This is a genomic window from Arenimonas donghaensis DSM 18148 = HO3-R19, from assembly GCF_000743535.1.
GTDB lineage: Bacteria > Pseudomonadota > Gammaproteobacteria > Xanthomonadales > Xanthomonadaceae > Arenimonas > Arenimonas donghaensis.
In genome coordinates this window covers 40,494-55,831 of the sequence record NZ_AVCJ01000003.1, presented here as the reverse complement: position 1 = coordinate 55,831, position 15,338 = coordinate 40,494, and the positions used below count along the sequence as shown (strand labels likewise).

Annotated in this window: 12 protein-coding genes; 3 read left to right on the top strand and 9 right to left on the bottom strand. The window is 69.5% G+C overall.

Going from position 1 to position 15,338, the window contains the following annotated elements:
• Window position 1: 1 nt before the first annotated feature.
• Complete coding sequence (locus tag N788_RS03460; RefSeq protein ID WP_034220981.1) at window positions 2–1,222, top strand: ABC transporter permease; 1,221 nt, start codon at window positions 2–4, stop codon at window positions 1,220–1,222.
• A gap of 18 nt (window positions 1,223–1,240) precedes the next feature.
• Here the strand turns inward: N788_RS03460 and N788_RS03455 are convergent, their stop codons facing one another.
• A complete protein-coding gene (locus tag N788_RS03455) occupies window positions 1,241–2,254 on the bottom strand; it encodes a zinc-dependent alcohol dehydrogenase family protein (protein WP_034220978.1) in 1,014 nt (337 codons plus the stop codon).
• A gap of 2 nt (window positions 2,255–2,256) precedes the next feature.
• Window positions 2,257–3,117, bottom strand: a complete 861-nt coding sequence (locus N788_RS03450; RefSeq protein WP_034220976.1) for a 23S rRNA (adenine(2030)-N(6))-methyltransferase RlmJ — start codon at window positions 3,115–3,117, stop codon at window positions 2,257–2,259.
• A gap of 73 nt (window positions 3,118–3,190) precedes the next feature.
• Between N788_RS03450 and N788_RS03445 the strand changes: the two genes are divergently transcribed.
• Together N788_RS03445 and N788_RS03440 are read left to right on the top strand one after the other, a co-directional pair.
• Window positions 3,191–5,011, top strand: a complete 1,821-nt coding sequence (locus N788_RS03445; RefSeq protein WP_034220973.1) for a DUF885 domain-containing protein — start codon at window positions 3,191–3,193, stop codon at window positions 5,009–5,011.
• Window positions 5,008–5,610: a GNAT family N-acetyltransferase gene (locus N788_RS03440; protein WP_051924317.1), complete on the top strand. Its 603-nt coding sequence runs from the start codon at window positions 5,008–5,010 to the stop codon at window positions 5,608–5,610. The genes N788_RS03445 and N788_RS03440 overlap by 4 nt, the downstream gene beginning before the upstream one ends.
• Before the next feature lie 546 nt (window positions 5,611–6,156).
• Here N788_RS03440 and N788_RS03435 read toward each other — a convergent pair.
• The 7 genes from N788_RS03435 to N788_RS03405 form a co-directional block, all read right to left on the bottom strand.
• Window positions 6,157–6,666: a phosphatase PAP2 family protein gene (locus tag N788_RS03435; RefSeq protein ID WP_034220970.1), complete on the bottom strand. Its 510-nt coding sequence runs from the start codon at window positions 6,664–6,666 to the stop codon at window positions 6,157–6,159.
• A 17-nt stretch (window positions 6,667–6,683) separates the two neighbouring features.
• Complete coding sequence (locus N788_RS03430; protein ID WP_152560359.1) at window positions 6,684–7,817, bottom strand: glycosyltransferase family 4 protein; 1,134 nt, start codon at window positions 7,815–7,817, stop codon at window positions 6,684–6,686.
• 76 nt (window positions 7,818–7,893) lie between these two features.
• The gene (gene ppx / locus N788_RS03425) at window positions 7,894–9,414 is read right to left on the bottom strand and encodes an exopolyphosphatase (RefSeq protein ID WP_034220956.1); all 1,521 of its coding nucleotides are present in this window, start codon (window positions 9,412–9,414) and stop codon (window positions 7,894–7,896) included.
• A gap of 4 nt (window positions 9,415–9,418) precedes the next feature.
• Entirely contained in the window at window positions 9,419–11,509 is a 2,091-nt protein-coding gene (gene ppk1, locus N788_RS03420) for a polyphosphate kinase 1 (protein ID WP_034220954.1), read from the bottom strand.
• 4 nt (window positions 11,510–11,513) lie between these two features.
• Window positions 11,514–12,872 (bottom strand): phosphate regulon sensor histidine kinase PhoR, encoded by a 1,359-nt coding sequence (gene phoR, locus N788_RS03415; RefSeq protein ID WP_051924316.1) that lies wholly within the window; start codon window positions 12,870–12,872, stop codon window positions 11,514–11,516.
• 13 nt (window positions 12,873–12,885) lie between these two features.
• Window positions 12,886–13,578 (bottom strand): phosphate regulon transcriptional regulator PhoB, encoded by a 693-nt coding sequence (gene phoB, locus N788_RS03410; RefSeq protein WP_034220953.1) that lies wholly within the window; start codon window positions 13,576–13,578, stop codon window positions 12,886–12,888.
• 83 nt (window positions 13,579–13,661) lie between these two features.
• Window positions 13,662–15,296 (bottom strand): M48 family metalloprotease, encoded by a 1,635-nt coding sequence (locus N788_RS03405; RefSeq protein ID WP_051924315.1) that lies wholly within the window; start codon window positions 15,294–15,296, stop codon window positions 13,662–13,664.
• Window positions 15,297–15,338 lie beyond the last annotated feature (42 nt).

Below are 15,338 nucleotides of genomic sequence, written 5' to 3'. Positions count from 1 at the left end.
CATGTACGCCTTCCTCGAAGCCTTCCGCGCCGCGCTGACCAGCCTGATGGCGCACCGGATGCGCAGTTTCCTGACCACCCTGGGCATCCTGATCGGCACGGCTTCGGTGATCGCCGTGGTGTCGCTGGTGCAGGGCTTCTCGCGCTCGATCTCCGACCAGTTCGCCGACCTGGGCAGCAATACGCTTACCCTGCAGGCCTATACCTCGTTCGCCGACGCCAGCCTGGGCAAGGAAAACCGCCTGAGTTTCGACGACGTCGACCTGCTGCGCTACCGCATCTCCGGCGTGGGCGACGTCGTGCCGATGATGGCCGTGCCCGCCACGGGCGTCGGCTTTCGGGGCCGCACCGCCTTGCCCCAGGTGATCGCCACCACGGCGGACTTCACCGTCGTGCGCGGGCTCTACACCCAGGACGGCCGCTTCATCGTCGACAGCGACGACAAGAGCCGGCGCCGGGTGGCCGTCGTCGGCACCAAGGCGATCGAGGACCTGGAACTGCCCGAGGACCCGATCGGCGAATACATCCGCGTCGGCACCGAGTGGTTCAAGGTGGTGGGCGTGCTGGAGAAGCGCGGCGAACTGCTGGGCTTCAGCCAGGACAACCTGGTGATCATTCCCTTCGACGTCGGCCGCGCCATGACCGGCAACGAAGTGCGGCCCCGGATGAGCGTGAGCTTCACCGCCACCGACATCGAGGACGTCGAACCCCTGCGGGAACGGGTCAAGCGCGCCATCCGCACCGCGCACAAGATCCGGCCCGGCGAGGACGACGACTTCCGGGTCGAGGCCGCGGATTCCTTCGTCAAGCAGTTCGAGCAGATCACCGGCACCGCCACCGCCGTCGTGGCCGGCGTGGTCAGCATTTCGCTGCTGGTCGGCGGCATCGGCATCATGAACATCATGCTGGTGTCGGTCACCGAGCGTACCCGCGAGATCGGCATCCTCAAGGCGCTGGGCGCGACGCGCCGGGACATCCTGGTGCAGTTCCTGCTCGAGGCCGGCCTGCTGGCCCTGCTCGGTGGCCTGATCGGCATCGCGCTGGGTTATGGCGCGGGCATCGCGGTGGCCTCGGCCATCCCGAACTTCCCGCCGGCGCAGGTGCCGCTGTGGGTGGTGGCGGCGGCGGCCGGCTTCTCGGCCCTGGTGGGCGTGGTGTTCGGCATCATGCCGGCGTCCAAGGCCGCCGGCCTGGATCCGATCGAAGCCCTGCGCTACGAGTAGGGCAGGGCGCGCGGCGCTTCAGATCGCCGCGCGCGAGGGGCCATTGGGCTCGATCACGATCTTGCCGTCGCGGGCCCCGGACGCGGCGGCCTGGATCGCGTCGCGCACGTGCTCGATGCCGTAGCTGGCCTGGATCCGGGCATGCAGGGTGCCGTCGGCCACCAGGCCGGCGAGTTCGGCGAAGAGCGCCTGGCGGCGCTCCGGACTGGCCTGGCGGAACCACTGGGCCAGCCAGAAGCCGCGCAGGTGAATGTCGTTGAACACCAGGTAGCGCGGCGAGATCATGCAGCGGTCGCCGCTCATGGCGCCGTAGTTCACCACCGTGCCACCGGGCACCAGGCAGCGTGCCAGGTGCTCGGTGTGCACGCCGCCGACGCAGTCGACGGCCAGCCGGACAGGGACGTCGCCAACCAGGTCGCGCACGCGCTTGGGCAGGTCGTCGGCATCCACCAGCACGTGTTCGCCGCCCGCCTGCCGCACCGCCTCCACGGCGGAGCTGCGACGCACCACGTTGAGCACGTTGATGCCGCGCTTGCGCGCCAGCTGCAGCAGGTAGCCGCCAACGGCGGAGTTGGCCGCGTTCTGCACCACCCAGTCGCCGGGCTGCAGGTCGACGATGTCCGACAGCATCAGGGCCGCGGTGGGCGGATTGACCGTCAGCATCGACAGCTGCACCGGGTCCACGTCGTGGGGCAGCTTGACCAGGGCTTTCGTCGGCAGGTTCAGGTGCGTGCTCCAGCTGCCGCAACCCACCGGCAACAGCACGATGTCGCCCTCGGCCAGGCCGTGGGCCTGGCCCTGGATTTGCTCGACCCGACCGACGCCTTCGTTGCCACCGACCGCCGGCAGCGGCGGCAGCTGGCCGTATTCCCCGGTCAGCGTCAGCACGTCCGACGGGTTGACCGGGGCAGCCAGCACGACCACCCGGCATTCGCCCTCGGCCGGGTCGGCGAGTTCGAATTGCACCGGGTGGATGACGTCGTGCGGCACCGGGCCGCGGGATTCGTAGCGGGCGTGCTTGGGCGTGGACATGGTCAGGTTTTTTCCTGCTTGAGCCAGGTGAGGCGCCAGGAGGCGCCGGCTTCGCCCATGGCCTGGGCGAGGGGGCGCAGGGCCGGTTCGACCGCGCGTTCGAACTGCCAGGGCGGGTTGATGACCACCATGCCGCTGCCATTCATTCGCAGCGGCGAGTCATCGGGTCGCACCAGCAGCTCGATCGCCAGGGCCGACTTCATCGGCAGGTGGCCGAGCTTGCGCATCAGCGGCTGCAGCGGGGCCCGCTGCTTTATCGGGTACCACAGCGCGAAGATGCCCTGCGGGAAGCGTTCCAGGCCATCGCGCAGCGCGGCCGTGATCAGCGGGTATTCGTCGGTCTGGGCCTCGTAGGGCGGGTCGACCAGCACCAGGCCGCGGGCGAAGCGGGTGCTGCCTTCGCGCGGCGGCAGCAGCGCCTTGATGGCGGCGTAGCCGTCACGCTGGTGCACGTGGCAGCGCGGGTCGCCGGCGAGTACGTCCTTGAGCGCCGCGGCTTCCTCGGGCTGCAGTTCACAGGCGGCCAGTCGGTCCTGTTCGCGCAGCGCCCGCGCCACCAGCAGCGGCGAACCGGGGTAGATGTCGCCACCCCGGCCCCGGCAGGCGTCGATGGCGGCCAGGTAGGCGGCCAGCGCCGGCGGCCCGGAGGCGTTCGCCGCGCGCAGTCGCTTGACGCCATCGGCGGCTTCGCCGGTGCGCTGGGCGTGGCTTCCGGCCAGGTCGTACTGGCCGCGCCCGGCGTGGGTGTCGAGCACGAAGAAGGGGGCCTGCTTGCGCTTGAGCGCATCGAGCAGGGCGACCAGGACCAGGTGCTTGAGCACGTCGGCGTGGTTGCCGGCGTGGAATCCGTGACGGTAGTTCATGGCCGGCAGTGTAGCTCCCGGGCGTGCCGGGCGGGCGGGCTCTGCTAAGGTTCCGGCAAACCGGGAGAACCCCATGAAGACCCTGTTCAAGTTCATCGCCTGGGCGCTGCTGGCCGTCCTGCTTGCCGCCACGGGCCTGGGATTGCACACCGCCTACGGCAAGCCGCTGAAGATCGGCTGGTTCTACGAGCGGGTGTTCATCGAATACGCCCTGGACGACCCCGAGCTGCTGACCTCGCTGGGCATGCTGCCGCCGTGGCTGAACTGGTACGGCGACGAACTGTCCGACCGGTCGCCGGCGCAGGCGCGGGCCATGCAGGCAAAGCTGCGCGAGGACCTGGCCACCCTGCGCGACTACGACCGCGGCGACCTGGACCCGGGCAGCCAGTTGTCCTACGACATCCTCGAATACTTCCTGGCCATCCAGCAGGACGGCGAACGCTTCTACCAGCACAACTACCCGCTCAACCAGCTGTTCGGCGTGCAAAGCGAACTGCCCAGCTTCATGGCCGCCCAGCACGGGCTTCGCTCGCGCGGCGACGCCGACGACTACGTCGCGCGGCTGCGGCAGTTCCCGGTGATGGCCGAACAGGTCCTGGCCGGGCTGCACGAGCGCGAGCAGGCGGGCATCCTGCCGCCGACCTTCGTGGTCGAGAAGGTGCTGGCGGAAATGCGCGCCTTCATCGGCGCCGCGCCGACCGACAACATCCTCTACACGTCCTTCGACGAACGGCTGGCCAAGCTCGACGCCGACGCCGTGGCACCGGACGAGCGCGAGGACTTGCTCAAGCAGGTCCGGTCGGCGGTCGCCGGGCAGGTCTATCCGGCCTACCAGCGTTTCATCGACTACTACGCCGGCCTGCTGCCCAAGACCCGGGGCAACCACGGCGTCTGGGCCCTGCCCGAGGGCGAGGCGTTCTACGCCTGGTCCGTGCGCATGCACACCAGCACCGACATGACGCCGGCGCAGGTGCACCAGCTGGGCCTGGACGAGGTCGCGCGCCTGGAGGCCGAAATGGACGCCATCCTGGTCGGCGAAGGCCTGGTCGAAGGCAGCATCGGCGAGCGCGTTCAGCAGATCGCCACGCGGCCCGACCAGCTGTATCCCGACACCGATGAAGGCCGCGCCGCGATCATCGCCGACTTCACCGCCATCATCGAAGAAATCGATGCCGGCCTGGACGGTGTCTTCAACGTCCGGCCCCGGCAGGGCGTCGAGGTGGAGCGCGTGCCCGAGTTCCGCGAAAAGACCGCGCCCGGCGCCTACTACCAGCCGCCGGCCTTCGACGGCTCGCGCCCCGGCAAGTTCTTCATCAACCTGCGCAACACCGCGGAAGTGGCGCGCTTCGGCATGCGCACGCTGGCCTACCACGAGGCCATTCCGGGCCACCACTTCCAGACCACGATCCAGCAGGAACTGACCGGCGTGCCGACCTTCCGCAAGGTGCTGCCGTTCACCGCGTTTTCGGAAGGCTGGGCGCTGTACACCGAGCAGCTGGCCTGGGAGCTGGGCTTCCAGGACGAGCCGCTGGACAACCTGGGCCGCCTGCAGGGCGAGATGATGCGCGCCGTGCGGCTGGTGGTGGACACCGGACTGCATGACAAGCGCTGGACGCGCGAGCAGGCCATCGCCTACATGCTGGAAAAAGCCGGCATGCCCGAGACCGACGTGGTCGCCGAAATCGAACGCTACCTGGTGATGCCGGGGCAGGCCCTGGCCTACAAGGTGGGCATGAACAGGATCCTGGCGTTGCGCGAACGGGCAAAGACGCGCCTGGGTGATCGCTTCGACCTGGCGGCTTTCCACGACCTGCTGCTGACCGGCGGCGACCTTCCGCTGAGCCTGCTCGAGCAGCGCGTGGACGCGTGGATCAAGGCGCAGGCCGGGAAGTGAGCGACGGCATCGGCCTGCGGCGGGTGACGGGCCAGGGCCTCGTGCCCTGGCTGGAGGCCGTCGCGGCGCTGCGCACGCAGGTGTTCCGCGACTGGCCCTATCTGTACGACGGCGACGCCGCATACGAACGCGAATACCTGCAGGCCTACGTGAGGTCCGCCGACAGCGTGGTGGTGCTGGCCTTCGACGGCGACCAGGTCATCGGCGCCTCGACCGGCCTGCCGCTGGCGGACGACAGCCCCGAGTTCCAGAAGCCCTTCCTGGAGGCAGGGCGGGCGGTGGACGAGGTTTTCTATTTCGGCGAATCGGTGCTGCTGCCGGCCTGGCGCGGACGCGGCCTGGGTCATCGTTTTTTCGACGAACGCGAGGCCCATGCCTCGGCGCTGGGTCGTTTCCGCCTCACGGCCTTTTGCGCGGTCGACCGTCCCGCGGACGATCCCCGGCGCCCCCCGGGCCACCGCGGCAACGAAGACTTCTGGGCCAAGCGTGGCTACCAGCGCCAGCCCGGACTCACCGTCCACCTGGCCTGGCGCGAACTCGGCGAAAGTACGCCCTCCGAAAAACCGCTGACCTTCTGGACGCGCCCCCTGGCAGCGTAGGGCTCCCTTCAGCTGCTGCTCTTTCTCTTCGGCGTGAGTGGGACTTCAGCCCCGCTCTCTGGTCTTGCCCTGCGGCAAGAAGGGCTTGGGCGCGTGTTGCATCCGCGGGTGGAGGCAGCGTGCGGTCGCCCTGGCCGACACGCCGCAAGTACCTCCATGCAGGCTCTTCGTCGACGTCCTTGTCTCCGAAGGTCGGCCAGGGCGACCGCACGCTACCTCCTCGATAGGGTTCGGTGGCCGGCTGGCAAGCAAGAGCGAGAAGCCAAGAGCCAAGAGCCAAGTGCCACGGGCGCAAGTCGCGACCGGGTCCTCGAGCAAATGCCGCTCTCACCTCGCCAACGACGATTTCTTGAGGAGGTGTCGCGTCTTCGCCCCGGCCGACCGTCGGAGACATGGATGTCGACGACGAGCCCCCATGGATGGGTTCACGGCGTGTCGGCCGGGGCGAAGGCGCGGCGCCTCCACCCACGAATGTCCTGAGCGGCGACGCCGTTCTTGCCGCAAGGCAAGACCAGAGCCGGGGACTGAAGTCCCTTGATGGGACTGCTACAGGGGCAGGATCAGCAGGGAGAGGCTGCCCAGGGCCAGGCCGATGCCGGTGGCGGCGAGTACGTCGCTGGGGTAGTGCAGGCCCAGGACCACGCGCGATGCCGCGACGCTTGCAGCGAAGGGCAGCAGCAGCGGTGCCAGGGCCGGGTAGTGGGCGAGGGCAACCGTCGTGAACGCTACCGCGTGCAGGGTGTGGCCGGACGGGAAGCTGAATTCGTCCAGCGGCGCCATCCAGGCGCGGATGCGGCCATCGGCGGCGAAGGGGCGCGGGCGCCGGGTCCAGCGCTTGAGCTTGCGGTACAGCAGCAGCGCCACCAGGCCGGTCGCGGCCAGTTGCGCCGAAACCGCCAGGCCGCGCCAACCGTCCAGGACGACCAGAGCGGCCATCAGCGCGTACCAGAAGGCGCCGTCGCCGAGGCGGCTGACCGCGCGGAAGTAGGCGCGCACGACTGCGCGCGTGCCCCAGCGGTTGGCTACCAGGCACCAGGCGTGTTCGCGGTCCGACATTCGACGGACCCGGGCGTTCACGCCGCCTGCTCCCGATGACCGCCCAGCCCGCCGAGCAGGGCCGCGAAGTCCTTCGCCACCTGGTCGGGGTGCAGGTGCTGGACCGCACGCCTGGCTGCGTCGCCCTGGTGCCGCAGGCCCTCGCCGGTGGCCGTGGCCAGCAGTGCCCGGACGAAGCCCGGCTCATCGCCCACCTCGACGGCGGCCCCGTGCAGCCCGTGCCGCAGGTGTTCGCGGGCAGCGCCATAGTCGAACGCGATGGTGGCGATGCCGCTGGCCATGGCTTCGAGCGTCACGTTGCCGAAGGTTTCCGAGAGGCTGGGGAAACAGAACAGGTCGGCGCTGGCGAAGTGTCGCGCCAGGTGTTCACCGCGCAGTACGCCAGCGAACAGGAAGTCCGGGTTCGCCGCCTGCAGGCCGGCGCGCGCCGGGCCGTCGCCGACCCAGATAAAGCGCGCATCGGGGCGGTGCTTCTGCAGTTCGCGATAGGCGCGCACGGCCAGCGGCAGGTTTTTCTCCGGGGCGATCCGGCCCACGTGCACCAGCACCGGCGCATCGACCGCCGCGCCCCAGCGCTGGCGCAGCGCCGGGTCGCGGAAGCGCGGATGGAAGGCTTCGGTGTCCACCGCCCGGCCCAGGTGCGCGACCCGCCGGAAGCCCTGCTGCGCGAGCTGGTCGCGCAGCTCCCGCGTCGGCACCAGGGTGGCGTCGGCGCGGTTGTGGAAACGACGCAGCCAGGCGAACACCCAGGGGCTGAGGAAACCCGCGCCGTAGCGTCCGACGTAATCGTCGAAGCGGGTGTGGAAGCCGGTGGCGACCGGGATGCCAAGCTGTCGGCACGCCCGCAGCGCCGACCAGCCCAGCGGACCCTCGGTGGCGATATAAACCGCGTCCGGCCGCTGCGCCTGCCAGCGCGCCAGGAGCCGGCGCCCGGCCGGCAAGCCGAAACGCAGGCCCGGATAACGCGGGATCGGGGCGCCTTCGACCAGCATCAGCATCGGATCGGGCCGCGGCCCGTCGTGCTCGCGCTCGGGACGGACCACGCCGACGGCGTGGCCCAGTCCGCGCAGCCCCTGTTCCAGCGAGTGCACGGTCAGGGCCACGCCGTTGACGTCGGGCGGATAGGTTTCGGTGACCAGTTCGATGTGCAGGCGCTTGTCCATGGCGGCAGGTTGCCGCCGGCATGTGCCAGGCCCATGACCAGCGCATGACGCGGGTGTTACGGGCTCACAGGGTGCGCAGCACCATCTTGTGGCCGAAGCCCTCGAGCAGTTCGCGCTCGGTTTCCAGGTCCAGCCGGGTCAGCGGATGGCCATCGAGCCAGCGCTTGGGCAGGCGCAGCAGCAGTTCGTCGCCGTCGACGTCCAGTTCCACCACCGGCAGCGGGTCACTGTCGTGGCTGCGGTGCATCAGCACCGCCAGCCGCAGCAGCAAGGCGCAGCGCTGGATATTGGCCATCAGGCGGTCGGGCACCTTGTCGAAGCTGGCCGGGTTGAAGTTGCGGCGCTGGTTGCGCACCAGCGCGGCCAGGGTCTGCTGTTCGGTACGGGAGAAACCGGCGATGTCCGAGTGTTCGACCAGGTAGGCGCCGTGCTGGTGGTACTGGCTGTGGGCGATGGCCAGGCCGATTTCGTGGATGCGCGCGGCCCAGGCCAGCAGGCGCCGGTTGTCGGCGTCCAGGCCCCAGGGCAGCTCGGCCTGGTCGAACAGGCTCATCGCCGTGGCTTCCACGCGGGCCGCCTGTTCGGGGTCGATGTCGTAGCGCACCTGAAGCGCCCGGATCGACTCCGCGCGCGGGTCGTCCTGGCGGTTGCGGCCGATCAGGTCGTACAGCACGCCCTCGCGCATGGCGTGGTCGCTGACATACATGCGTTCGATGCCAAGGGCGCCGAAGGCCGCGTCCAGCACCAGCAGGCCGCCGGCGAAAATGGGACGCCGTTCGGACGACAGCCCGGGCAGCTTGATGCTGTCGAGCGTATCGAAGTCGAGCAGCTTGTCGCGGATGGTCGCCAGGCTGGCGTCGGTGATCGAGACCTTGGTGAGCTTCATCTTCACCGACACGTCGCAGATCGCCTTGATGGTTCCCGACGAGCCCATGGCTTCCTGCCAGCCCCGCCGGCGGTAGGCCTCGGCGAATTGCTGGAACTCGGCCGCCAGTTCGATGCGGGCCTCCTTCCAGCGCTTGCGGTTGATCCGGCCGTCGCCGAAGAACCGCCGGGTGGTCGCGATGCAGCCCATCTGCAGGCTTTCGCGCTCCACCGCCTCGAGGCCCTCGCCGATGATGACTTCGGTGGAGCCACCGCCGATGTCCATCACCAGCCGGCGCTTGCCGGGGTCGGGCGGATTGCCGTGGGCGACGCCCAGGTAGATCAGGCGGGCTTCCTCGCGTCCGGCCACCACTTCGATGCCGTGGCCCAGGGCGGTTTCCGCTGGCATCAGGAAGGCCTGCGGATTGGCCAGCTGGCGCACGGTATTGGTGGCGATGGCGCGGACGCGCGGCGCCGGCAGGCTGCGGATGCGCTGGCCGAAGCGGGCCAGGCAGTCCAGTGCGCGCGGCATGACCGCCGGGTCGAGGCCGCCCTGGCCGTCCAGGCCTTCGGCCAGGCGCACGGTTTCCTTGATGCGGTCGACGATGCGCAGCTGGCCCATCAGGTAGCGGGCGACGACCATGTGGAAGCTGTTCGATCCCAGGTCCACCGCTGCCAGCAGGTCGCCGTCCTTCAGCGGTGGCGTGGCTTCGATCGGCATCGGGTCATCCGCAAAGTTTGGCCAGGAGCGCGCCCTGGGCAGAATAGGGCATCTCGTCGGCGGCCGGCGAGACGCGGACATAACTGCCGTCCTCGCGCAGTTCCCAGGCCTGCTGGTTGTCGTTGAGGTAGTTCGCCAACTCCTCGTCGTAGACGCGTTCGGCCAGGCGCGGGTCGAGGATGGGGAAGCAGGTCTCGACCCGGCGCAGCAGGTTGCGCTCCATCCAGTCGGCGCTGGAGCAGAACGTCTCGGCCTTGCCGCCGTTGCCGAACCAGTAGACGCGGCTGTGTTCCAGGAAACGGCCGACCACCGAACGCACCGTGATGTTCTCGGACATCCCGGGCACGCCGGGGCGCAGGCAGCAGGCGCCGCGCACGATCAGTTCGATCTTCACGCCGGCCTGGGATGCCTCGTAAAGCGCCCGGATGACCTGGGCCTCGTTGAGCGCGTTCATCTTGGCGATGATGTGGCCGCCCTTGCCCGCGCGCGCCAGCTTGGCCTCGCGCTCGATGCGGGCGAGGATGCCTTTGTGCAGGGTGAAGGGCGACTGCATCATCTTGCGCAGCTTGATCGCCGGCGCCAGCCCGGACAGCTGCTGGAAGATGTCGTGCACGTCGGCGGCGATATCGGGATGCGAGCTCATCAGGCCGATGTCGGTGTAGGCGCGGGCAGTGCCGGCGTGGTAGTTGCCGGTGCCCAGGTGCACGTAGCGCTGCAGCTTCTTGCCCTCGCGGCGCACGATCAACATCATCTTGGCGTGGGTCTTGTAGCCCACCACGCCGTACATCACCTGCACGCCGGCCTCCTGGAGCTGGTCGGCCAGGTGGATGTTGGCTTCTTCGTCGAAACGCGCCCGCAGTTCGACGCACACCGTCACGTCCTTGCCGTTGCGGGCGGCCGTGATCAGGTGGTCGATGATCTTGCTGTCCTTGCCGGTGCGGTAGAGCGTCTGCTTGATCGCCAGCACGTCCGGGTCGTTGGCGGCGTGCTGGAGCAGGTCGAGCACCGACTGGAAACCCTGGTAGGGGTGGTGCAGCAGCACGTCGCGCTGGCGCAGGGTTTCGAACGGGGATTCTTCGTCGATCGCCACGGGTCCGGGCTTGAAGGCCGGGAACTTCAGGTCCGGCCGGTCGACCAGGTCGTAGACCTGGGTGACCCGGTTGAGATTGACCGGCCCGTTGATCCGGTACACCGCGTTTTCGCTCAGGCCGAAGTTCTGCAGCAGGGTGTGCACGATCGGCCGGGGGCAGTTCTCGGCGATCTCGAGCCGCACCGCCGGCCGGAAGCCGCGGCTGGCCAGTTCGTCCTTGAGCGCGCTGGCGAGGTTTTCGACTTCCTCCTCGTCGACGAACAGCTCGGAGTTGCGGGTCACGCGGAACTGGTAGGCGCCCTTGACCCGCATGCCGGTGAACAGGTCGTCGACGAAGGCGGTGAGCACCGCCGAAAGCAGCACGAAATCATGCTGGCCGCCGGAGATTTCCGGCGGCAGCTGGATGATGCGCGGCAGCGAGCGCGGCGCGCGGACGATGGCCATGCCACCGTTGCGGCCGAACGCGTCCTTGCCTTCCAGCACCACCACGACGTTGAGCGACTTGTTGAGGATGCGCGGGAACGGATGCACCGGGTCCAGGCCCAGGGGCGAAAGCACCGGCAGCAATTCGTCGCGGAAATAACGGTGCAGCCACTTGCGCTGGCGCGCGTTCCAGGCCGAATTGGCGAGGATGCGGATGCCGGCGGCATTGAGCTCGGGGCGCAGGGCCTCGTTCCAGTAGCGGTACTGCTCGGCCACCAGTTCGGCGGCCTTGTCGTGGATGAGCTCCAGGGCCCGGGACGGCTGGATGCCGTCCGGCGGCAGCGGCCCGCCGAACTGCAGCGCGGTGCGCACGGTGGCGGCGCGAATCTCGAAGAATTCGTCGAGGTTCGTGCAGCTGATGCACAGGTACTTGAGCCGCTCGAGCAGCGGCACCCGCGGGTCCTTGGCCTGGGCCAGGACCCTGAAATTGAACTCCAGCTGCGAGAGTTCGCGGTTGAGGTAGAGCTCGGGCGCTTGCGGGTCGGCCGGCGCGGCGCTGGTGTCGGCGGGTTCGGGACTCATGCCCTTAGCTTACGTCTTCCGGGCCTTCGTCGGCGCCCGCGCTGCCCGGCGCCGGGCGCATCCTGACCCGGGCCGGCCCGAAAACGCAGGCAAAGGTGCTGCCGCGGCCGACCTCGCTCTGCACCTCCAGCCGGGCCTGGTGCAGGCTCAGTACGTGCTTGACGATCGACAGGCCCAGGCCGGTGCCACCGGACTCGCGCGAGCGGCTGGTGGAAACCCGGTAGAAACGCTCGGTGATGCGCGGAAGGTGCTGTTCCGGGATTCCGTAGCCGGTGTCCTGCACGGCCAGGCGCACGCCACCACCGGCCACCGGCTCGAACCGGATGAGCACCTGGCCCCCGGTCGGGGTGTAGCGGATGGCATTGGACACCAGGTTGGAGAAAGCGCTGTGCAGCTCCTTGGTGGAGCCGGTGAGGTCGCAGCCCGCGGTGTCCTCCACGCGCACAGTGTGCCGGCCCTGGCTCAGGGCTTCGGCTTCGCGGCGCAGCGTCACCAGCATCGGCGCCATCGCCAGGGATTCTTCGGGCAGCGATTCCTGGGCCTCGAGCCGGGACAGGGTCAGCAGGTCTTCGACGAGCTGGGTCATGCGCTGGGACTGGCGGCGCATTTCCTCGACCATGGTCGCCAGCTCGGGGTGTTCCGCCGGCTCGATCATGTCCAGGTAGCCGTGCACCACGGTCAGCGGGGTGCGCAGTTCGTGCGAGACGTTGGCGACGAAGTCCCGGCGCACCTGTTCAAGCCGCATCAGCTTGCTGACGTCGCGCACCACCACCAGCCACTGCGAGCTGGAGTAGGGGATCAGCCGGAGGCTGATGCGGACCATCGGGTCGGCCGGGCTGGCCAGGTCGGTCAGCGGTTCGTCGGTGTGTCCCGCCGCCAGCCATTCGCGCACCCGCGCCTGGGCGCCGAAGGTCTCGACCAGCGGCTCGCCCAGGGCCTGCGGATAGCGCAGGCCCAGCAGGTGCCGGGCGGTCTTGTTGAACCAGACGAGCCGGCCGTCGCGGCGGCCGATCACCAGGGCACCGTCGGGCATGGCGGTGGCGGCCTGGCGGTAGGCGCGCAGCAGCCCCACCAGGCGTCGTCCGCGCCGGCGGTTCTCGGTCTGGCGGCGGTGGATCAGGGTCTCCAGCGCCGCCCAAAGGCCCTGCCCGTCGACGGTGCGCAGCTGCTTGCGCCAATCCAGGAAGCGCAGCACCCGGTAAAGCCGCCAGTAGGCGCGCGCGGCGACCACGCAGGTGGCCAGGCCCAGCGCCCACCACGGCTCCCCCAGAAGCACGCCCAGCCCCAGCGCCGCGGCGTAAAACAGCAGCAGGCGAATCAGGGACTGGCGCCAGGCCAGCCGCAGCAGGATCGAAACGCTCATGTGCTGGCCGGCCTCAGTCCGCGGCCGCCGAGAAGCGGTAGCCGGCGCCGCGCACGGTCTGCACCATGGTGTCCAGGCCGAAGGGTTCAAGCGCCTTGCGCAGGCGCCGGATGTGCACGTCCACGGTGCGCTCCTCGACGTAGACGTTGCCGCCCCAGACGTGGTCGAGCAGCTGGGTGCGGGTATAGACGCGCTCGGCGTGGGTCATGAAAAAATGCAGGAGCCGGTATTCAGTCGGGCCGACGTGCAGCGGCTGGTCGCTGGCGAACACGCGATGCGCGGCGCCGTCGATGCGCAGGGCGCCGACCGCCACCGAACCGTCGTCCTCGTCGTCGCGGGCGCGGCGCATCACGGCCCGGATGCGGGCCAGCAGCTCGCGGGCGCTGAAGGGTTTGACGACGTAGTCGTCGACGCCCGACTCCAGGCCAGAAACCCGGTCGTTCTCTTCGCCGCGGGCGGTGAGCATGATGATCGGCACGTCGCGGGTCAGCTCGTCCTTGCGCCAGCGCCGGGCCAGCTCCAGGCCGGAGGTGCCGGGCAGCATCCAGTCGAGCAGGATCAGGTCGGGCACCTTCTCGGAGATCGCGACCTGGGCCTCGCGGGCGTCGCCGGCGTGGGCGGGTTCATAGTCCGCCTTGCGCAGGGCATAGGCCACCATGTCCCGGATGGCGGGTTCGTCATCAACAATAAGAATGCGCTTTTGCACTGGCGTACCGTGTCATCGGGTGGGGTCGGGTGCAAGTAGATAAAACTTTTGTGACCCCTGCGTGACACCGGCCGGAAAAGGTGTCAGCGCTGGTCCGGGCGCTGCTCTTCGGCGCGGATGCCCTGGCGTCGCATTTCCAGCACCACCGGGGTGATGGCGGCCATGCGGGCCTCGATGCGGGCCCGCTGGTAGTAGCTCAGGTCTTCGCGCTGCTTGAGGCGCTCGAGCTGGTTGAGCGCGTCCACCGCCCGGCCGTTCAGGAAGGCGGCCTCGGCATAGGCTTCGCCGGCCCGGACTTCGTCGCCGGCCAGTTCGCTGGCGCGGGCGAAATTGCGCTGGAACAGGGGGTCGTCACCGGCCGTCGGCACCAGCGGGCGCAGCACGTCCTGGGCGCGCCGGCCGGCCTCGGGCGTGGCGCGCTCGCCCAGGACCTCGGCGTAGGAAAGCCTTACCGCGCGGCTCTCCGGGTGGCGCTTGAGCAGGGCCTCGAAGCGTTCGCTGGCCTCGGCAGGCTGGCGGTAGCGGGCGGCGGATTCGGCGCGGGCCAGTTCCAGCCACAGGTCGCCCGGGTGGCGTTCAAGCAGGGCGTCGAGCGTGGTCGCGGCTTCGCGCGGCCGGCCGGCACGCTGCTGGGCCAGGGCCAGGCCGTACTGCAAGGCGTCGCTGTCGTCCGGGTCGGCCACCTTGGCCAGGGCCTCGTATTCGAGCAGGGCCTGGCGGGCACTGCTGGCGCTGAGCACGCGCAGGCGTTCGCGGGCCCAGGGGAAGATGTGGTCGCGGTCGAAGGCGCTGCCGCCGCTTGTGGCCAGGCTCAGTTCGCCTGGCAGCAGCAGCGATCCCGGCGTGCGCACGGCGGTGGGCTGGCGGCCGGCGGCGCCGCCGATGCGGTTGGCCAGCTGCCGCGTTTCACTGATGCGGGTCGTGGTGACCGGATGGGTGCGCAGGTATTCCGGCAGCTGGTAGCCACCGGAGTTGCCGCGGTTGGCCCGCTGCATGCGTTCGAAGAAGTCGGCCATGCCATTGGGGTCGAAGCCGGCCCGGGACAGGGTCTGGATGCCGATGCGGTCGGCTTCGGATTCGTTCGAGCGCGTGTAGTCGATCTGGCGCTGCTGGATCAGGGCCATGGCGCCGGCCACGGCGGCCATCGAGGCATTGGAGCTGGAGCTGTCCTGGCCACCGCTGTCGCCCACGGCCTGGGCGGCGACGATCGCGCCGAGCATGGCCAGCATGATCGGCACCTGGTCCTTGCTGGCGCGTTCATAGGCGCGCAGGACGTGGCGCTGGGTGACGTGGGCGATTTCGTGGGCCATCACGCCGGCGACCTCGGCTTCGGTCTCGGCGGTCAGCACCAGGCCGGCGTTCATGCCGATGTAGCCGCCCAGGGTGGCGAAAGCGTTGATCTGCCGGTCGCGCATCATGAAGAACGTGAACCCGTGCCTGGGCACGTCGCTGGCCGCGGCCAGCCGGTAGCCCATCGACTGCAGCCAGTCGTCCACCAGCGGGTCTTCGACGAGCATGTCCAGGCGGCGCAGTTCGTAGCGCAGGTAGGCCCCGTATTCGGCCTCGGTACCCGGGTCGATCATCTCCGCCGCCGACGAGCCGATGTCGGGCAGGCTGGTGTCCTGCGCACGGGCGCCGACGGCCAGGGTGATGGCCAGGCTGAGGGCGGCGGTGGCGAGGATGCGCAAGGCAGGCTCCGGGCAGGGGAAGCAAAGCATAGCGGCTGAGCGGTCCGCCGCGGGTGAACCCGCGGTTAATCC

What these genes read in the sequence shown, in the direction of transcription:
- N788_RS03450 (WP_034220976.1), bottom strand. Translation starts at nt 3,117, where the DNA reads ATGAACTACCGTCACGGATTCCACGCCGGCAACCACGCCGACGTGCTC.
- phoR (WP_051924316.1), bottom strand. Translation starts at nt 12,872, where the DNA reads ATGAGCGTTTCGATCCTGCTGCGGCTGGCCTGGCGCCAGTCCCTGATT.
- N788_RS03455 (WP_034220978.1), bottom strand. Translation starts at nt 2,254, where the DNA reads ATGTCCACGCCCAAGCACGCCCGCTACGAATCCCGCGGCCCGGTGCCG.
- N788_RS03445 (WP_034220973.1), top strand. Translation starts at nt 3,191, where the DNA reads ATGAAGACCCTGTTCAAGTTCATCGCCTGGGCGCTGCTGGCCGTCCTG.
- N788_RS03435 (WP_034220970.1), bottom strand. Translation starts at nt 6,666, where the DNA reads ATGTCGGACCGCGAACACGCCTGGTGCCTGGTAGCCAACCGCTGGGGC.
- N788_RS03405 (WP_051924315.1), bottom strand. Translation starts at nt 15,296, where the DNA reads ATGCTTTGCTTCCCCTGCCCGGAGCCTGCCTTGCGCATCCTCGCCACC.
- N788_RS03460 (WP_034220981.1), top strand. Translation starts at nt 2, where the DNA reads ATGTACGCCTTCCTCGAAGCCTTCCGCGCCGCGCTGACCAGCCTGATG.
- ppk1 (WP_034220954.1), bottom strand. Translation starts at nt 11,509, where the DNA reads ATGAGTCCCGAACCCGCCGACACCAGCGCCGCGCCGGCCGACCCGCAA.
- ppx (WP_034220956.1), bottom strand. Translation starts at nt 9,414, where the DNA reads ATGCCGATCGAAGCCACGCCACCGCTGAAGGACGGCGACCTGCTGGCA.